At 62.6% G+C, this 4377-nt stretch carries 4 protein-coding genes; 3 read left to right on the top strand and 1 reads right to left on the bottom strand.

Annotated features, from left to right (window positions below):
- The 3 genes from EN914_RS25805 to EN914_RS25815 all read left to right on the top strand — a co-directional run.
- The coding region (locus EN914_RS25805) for an ABC transporter substrate-binding protein (protein ID WP_127389344.1) at window positions 1–1379 on the top strand (1379 nt) is incomplete at its 5' end.
- 88 nt (window positions 1380–1467) lie between these two features.
- On the top strand, window positions 1468–2589 hold the full coding sequence (locus tag EN914_RS25810) for a carbohydrate ABC transporter permease (RefSeq protein ID WP_024504588.1): 1122 nt from the start codon (window positions 1468–1470) through the stop codon (window positions 2587–2589).
- 26 nt (window positions 2590–2615) lie between these two features.
- Window positions 2616–3533 carry a carbohydrate ABC transporter permease gene (locus EN914_RS25815; RefSeq protein WP_024504589.1) on the top strand — a complete coding sequence of 306 codons (918 nt, stop codon included), beginning with the start codon at window positions 2616–2618 and terminating at the stop codon, window positions 3531–3533.
- A 38-nt stretch (window positions 3534–3571) separates the two neighbouring features.
- Here the strand turns inward: EN914_RS25815 and EN914_RS25820 are convergent, their stop codons facing one another.
- Window positions 3572–4315, bottom strand: a complete 744-nt coding sequence (locus tag EN914_RS25820; protein ID WP_024504590.1) for a creatininase family protein — start codon at window positions 4313–4315, stop codon at window positions 3572–3574.
- Window positions 4316–4377 lie beyond the last annotated feature (62 nt).

Raw genomic sequence — 4377 nt, forward strand, 5'->3', positions numbered from 1 at the left:
CCTTCATGGGTCTCAACAACCAGAACCTGCACAATGTGCTGTTCCGCGGCTTCCTGAAGCCATGGGAGACCTATACCGGCGCCAAGATCAACTGGATCGACCTGGCGCAGGCCGACTACAACGCCCGCCTGCAGCAGTCGATCGCGACCGGGACCGTCGACTTCGACATCATCGAAATGGGCGCGCCGTTCGAAGGCGATGTCTGCGGCAAGGGCCTGACGTCGGAAATGCCCGACTGGGTCAAGACCCAGATCGATTTCGACGATCTGGTCAGCTATCTGAAGCCGCCGGTCGGCACCTGGGACGGCAAGCAATACCGCGTGACCGTCGACGGCGACGCGCACAACTTCAACTACCGCACCGACGTGTTCGCCGATGCCGACCTCGCCAAGGCCTGGAAGGACGGCGGCGGCGAAGGTGAATGGGGCGTGCCGAAGACCTGGCAGCAGGTTCAGGCGGTGACCAAGTTCCTGAAGGGCAAGAAGCTCAAGGACCAGGACGTCTATGGCTATCTCGACGCGCCGAAGCCCTGGGGCGGCTTCGGCTTCTATTTCCTTGGCAGCCGCGCCACCGCCTATGCCAAGCACCCCGACGACAAGGCCTGGCTGTTCGACGCCGACACGATGAAGCCGCGCGTCAACAATCCGGCCTGGGTGCGCGCCATCCAGGACGTCATCGACGCGCTGCCCTCCGAACCCGCCGACCAGATCAACGCCGATCCGAACACGACCGCCTTCCAGCAGTTCCTGGCCGGCACCGGCTCGATGGTCACCTGGTGGGGCGACGTCGGCTCCAACGTCAAGACCAACGACTCTTCCGTCGTCGGCGACGTCACCGGCTTCTCGATCCTGCCGGGCTCGGACGATGTCTACAATGCGAAGACCGGCGCCTGGGACAAGCTCGCCAGCGGCCCGAACTATGCGCCCAACTGCGCCTATCTCGGTTGGGGCGTCTATGTCATGGCCCGCGTCGATGCCGACGAAAAGAAGAAGAAGGCGGCATGGTCCGCTGCAGCCCATCTCGGCGGCAAGGACCTGTCGATCTGGACGGCGATGTATCCGTCGGGCTTCCAGCCTTACCGCAACTCGCATTTCGACATTCCCGAATGGGTGGCGGCCGGCTACGACGAGGCCTTCATCACCTCCTACCTCAAATCGGAATCCGACAGCTACAACCATCCGAACGCGGCGATCGAGCCACGCATCCCCGGCATCTTCCAGTACTACAGCGCCGCCGAGGACATCCTGGCCAACACTTTCGCGGGCAAGATGAAGGCGCAGGAAGGCGCCGACGCCATCGCGGCGGCATGGGAGAAGCTGACCGACCAGATCGGCCGCGACAACCAGATCAAGCTCTACAAAGCTTCGCTCGGCATGTAGGCTGGCCTATGAACCGTGGTCCGGCGGCAACGCCGGACCACTTTAGACAGGCTCCGGCTCCTCGAGAGCCTTCAAACGGGCGAGATTTGTGGCTGACCAGACATCGACCGCGAACCCGTGGCCGGCAGATGCCGGCACTTCCGATCTGATCTCTCCAGGCCGTAAACGCCTTGGCTGGGCGCTGATGGCCGTTGCGACGCTTGGCCTGCTGGCGACGATCGTGCTGGAGATCCTCTACAAGGGCAGCCCCGATACGATCGGCTTCGAGACCTGGCGCCCCGTCGTCTATGCCTATGTGCTGTGGGGCGTGGCGATCGGTGTCGGCCAGGTGCTGACGCGCGGCGAAGACGGCCAGCGTGCCCTGTTTCTGCTGCCGGCGCTGCTGTTCACCATCGCCATGGTGATCTTCCCGACGCTGTTCGGTTTCTACATCGCGCTCACCGACTGGAACCTCAGTTCCTTCAGCGGCCGCCGGTTCAACGGGCTCGACAATTTCTGGCAGATGCTGGGCGATCCCTACTACCGCAACGCGCTGTTCAACATGGTGCTCTACGTGCTGGCGGTGGCGGTCGAATATGTCATTGCCTTCGGCTTGGCGCTGCTCCTCAATGCCCAGATCCGGGCGCGAAAATTCTTCCGCGTCGTCTTCCTGATGCCGCTGATGCTGTCGCCGGTCGCGGTGTCGTGGATGATCGGAAAATCGCTGATGGAATACAGGTTCGGACCGGCCGCAACGCTGGCGCGCCATCTCGGCTGGGAAAATCCCGCCTTCTTCTCCGATCCGATCATCGCGCGCATATCGATCATGATACTGGATGCCTGGACCTTCATTCCGTTCATGATGATCATGCTGCTGGCCGGGCTGCAGGCGATGTCGCGCGAGGTGCTCGAAGCCGCACGCGTCGACGGCGCCAATGCGTGGCAGACCTTCTGGCAGGTCACCTTCCCGCTGATGCTGCCGGTGTCGGTGACGGCGGTGGTCCTGCGCATCATCTTCAAGCTGAAGCTTGCCGACATCATCATCACCGTGACGTCCGGCGGCCCCGGCGGCGCCACCGATTCCGTGTCGAGCTTCATCTACCGCGAATACCGCGACCGCTCGAATGTCGGCTACGGAACCATGCTGGCGATGGCCTATCTGGTGATCATCGTCGTGTTCGTCACGTGGTTGTTGAAATTTGCCAACCGTTTTGTCCGCAATGTCAATTAAAGCAAGATGGGGGTGAATTGAGCCCGATGAGCGTTCAGACCACCGAATATGTCGCCTCGGAGATCCGCTCGCCGGCGAGCTTCCTCGCCAGCCGCGTCTTCATCTATGGCGCGCTGGCCTTCTGGGCGTTCATCTGCCTGTTCCCGATCTATTGGACGATCACGACCTCGTTCAAGACCGCAGTCGACGTCACGCAAGGCCATCTCATCCCCTTCGTCGACTTCCAGCCGGACTGGAAGGGCTGGCGTTCGCTCGGCCTGTCGCCGGACTCGATCTTCCAGACCTCGACCGTGCGCGAGGAGTTCCTCAAGCGCTTCATGAATTCGGTGATCACCTCGGTCGGCGCGTCGAGCCTCGCCATCATCATCGGCAGCCTCGCCGCCTACGGGCTCACCCGCTATCGCTACCATTTCGCCTGGTTCAAGAACGAGGACATCTCGTTCTTCTTCCTGTCGCAGCTGATCCTGCCGCCGGTGGTGCTGGCGCTGCCCTTCCTGGTGCTCTACCGCGAGGTCGGCCTGCTCGACACGCGCATCGGGCTGATCCTGCTCTACACGCTGATGGTGCTGCCGATCGTCATCTGGATCATGCGCGACCAGTTCAACTCGATCCCGGTCGAGCTCGAGGAAGCCGCCCTTGTCGACGGGCTGTCGATCTGGGGCGCGTTCTTCCGCATCGTCATGCCGATCGCGCTGCCGGGCATGGTCGCCGCCTTCATCCTGGCGATGGTGCTGTGCTGGAACGAGTATTTCTTCGCCGCCCTTTTGACCTCGACCGACGCCAAGACAATTCCCGTCATGGTGGCGAGCCAGACCGGCTCGCAAGGCATCAACTGGTGGTCGATGGCGGCACTAGCGATGGCGGCCATCGCGCCGCTCGCCGTCATTGGCATCGCGTTGGAGCGCTATCTGATCATGGGCATGACCGCGGGCGCGGTGAAGTAGCATGGCGCCCTCTTACCTTGGGAGAAGGAAGAACCGCGCTAGGGCCTTAGAATCATCCGCAGATGATCCATGATCATGGCCACGCCCTTCTGCCCGAGCTCGGCCGAGGCGTCCTTGGCACTCGCCGTATACCAGCCGGTATTGTCGGCGAAGTGATTGGCATCGACAGCCTCCGGGCATAGCGCCAGCATCAGCGAGGTCTCGCCGATGCCGGCATGGTCGAACGGGTACTTGCCGTTCATGTCAGCCGACATCAGCGGATGCACCTGCACCCAGTTGAAGAAATTTTCACCCGCCGCGTGTCCTGAATAATAGTCCGCCATCGCCTGCGACCCCCACCAGCCCTCGCCGCGCTCCTTTTCGAGGAAGCGGAAGATCGCCTGGCGGCCGGCGGCCTTGAACGCCAGATCGGTCGGCATGCCGGCGACAAAGTTCTCGGTCTGGTGGTGGATAATGGCGTGGATGTTGCGGAAGCCGATGCGCAGCAGGCTGTAGAACAGTTCCTCGCCGAACGGCGCCAGCGCGTTGCCGCCGACCTGCACCGAGCCGCTGCCTTCCGGCGGCGCCACCGCATAGCTTGCCGCACCGTAGTAGAAGGGCGGCAGGATGACGACGTCCTTCTCCTTTTCGAACAGCTCCAGCGTCTTGATGACGGCCAGCGTGTCCATGCCGACGGCCATGTGCTCGCCATGGTATTCCAGCACGCCGAGCGGCAGAGCGACCGGCCAATTCTCGGCGATCGCCCTGCGGATCTGGTGTGGCAGCATCAGTTCATAGCGCATGATCTATTCCATGTTGGTGTGGCGGGCGCGCATCGCTTCGGGGGACACGCCAATCAAGTCCC

This window comes from Mesorhizobium sp. M7A.F.Ca.CA.001.08.2.1, from assembly GCF_003998455.1.
In the GTDB taxonomy this organism is placed as follows: Bacteria; Pseudomonadota; Alphaproteobacteria; order Rhizobiales; family Rhizobiaceae; genus Mesorhizobium; species Mesorhizobium ciceri.

Excerpts from the sequence above, each read along its gene's own strand:
- EN914_RS25815 (WP_024504589.1), top strand. The coding sequence starts at position 2,616 with ATGAGCGTTCAGACCACCGAATATGTCGCCTCGGAGATCCGCTCGCCG.
- EN914_RS25820 (WP_024504590.1), bottom strand. The coding sequence starts at position 4,315 with ATGCGCTATGAACTGATGCTGCCACACCAGATCCGCAGGGCGATCGCC.